The sequence below is a fragment of the Acinetobacter sp. YH12120 genome (assembly GCF_013418795.1).
In the GTDB taxonomy this organism is placed as follows: Bacteria; Pseudomonadota; Gammaproteobacteria; order Pseudomonadales; family Moraxellaceae; genus Acinetobacter; species Acinetobacter towneri.
In genome coordinates this window covers 1-1,000 of sequence record NZ_VPBI01000060.1, presented here as the reverse complement: position 1 = coordinate 1,000, position 1,000 = coordinate 1, and the positions used below count along the sequence as shown (strand labels likewise).

Below are 1,000 nucleotides of genomic sequence, written 5' to 3'. Positions count from 1 at the left end.
GATGAGTTCGTGTCCGTACAACTGGCGTAATCATGGCCCTTCGGGGCCATTGTTTCTCTGTGGAGGAGTCCATGACGAAAGATGAACTGATTGCCCGTCTCCGCTCGCTGGGTGAACAACTGAACCGTGATGTCAGCCTGACGGGGACGAAAGAAGAACTGGCGCTCCGTGTGGCAGAGCTGAAAGAGGAGCTTGATGACACGGATGAAACTGCCGGTCAGGACACCCCTCTCAGCCGGGAAAATGTGCTGACCGGACATGAAAATGAGGTGGGATCAGCGCAGCCGGATACCGTGATTCTGGATACGTCTGAACTGGTCACGGTCGTGGCACTGGTGAAGCTGCATACTGATGCACTTCACGCCACGCGGGATGAACCTGTGGCATTTGTGCTGCCGGGAACGGCGTTTCGTGTCTCTGCCGGTGTGGCAGCCGAAATGACAGAGCGCGGCCTGGCCAGAATGCAATAACGGGAGGCGCTGTGGCTGATTTCGATAACCTGTTCGATGCTGCCATTGCCCGCGCCGATGAAACGATACGCGGGTACATGGGAACGTCAGCCACCATTACATCCGGTGAGCAGTCAGGTGCGGTGATACGTGGTGTTTTTGATGACCCTGAAAATATCAGCTATGCCGGACAGGGCGTGCGCGTTGAAGGCTCCAGCCCGTCCCTGTTTGTCCGGACTGATGAGGTGCGGCAGCTGCGGCGTGGAGACACGCTGACCATCGGTGAGGAAAATTTCTGGGTAGATCGGGTTTCGCCGGATGATGGCGGAAGTTGTCATCTCTGGCTTGGACGGGGCGTACCGCCTGCCGTTAACCGTCGCCGCTGAAAGGGGGATGTATGGCCATAAAAGGTCTTGAGCAGGCCGTTGAAAACCTCAGCCGTATCAGCAAAACGGCGGTGCCTGGTGCCGCCGCAATGGCCATTAACCGCGTTGCTTCATCCGCGATATCGCAGTCGGCGTCACAGGTTGCCCGTGAGACAAAGGTACGCC

General features: G+C 57.6%; 3 protein-coding genes. All 3 read left to right on the top strand.

Features of this window, described 5'->3' with window-relative positions; genetic code table 11:
• Positions 1–71 precede the first annotated feature (71 nt).
• A complete protein-coding gene (locus FTU58_RS14005; protein WP_000158919.1) occupies positions 72–470 on the top strand; it encodes a DNA-packaging protein FI in 399 nt (132 codons plus the stop codon).
• Positions 471–481: 11 nt separating this feature from the next.
• Positions 482–835 (top strand): head-tail joining protein, encoded by a 354-nt coding sequence (locus tag FTU58_RS14000; RefSeq protein ID WP_000752979.1) that lies wholly within the window; start codon positions 482–484, stop codon positions 833–835.
• An 11-nt stretch (positions 836–846) separates the two neighbouring features.
• Positions 847–1,000, top strand: a 154-nt coding sequence (locus FTU58_RS13995; protein ID WP_170997307.1) for a phage tail protein, incomplete at its 3' end; no start/stop codon positions are given.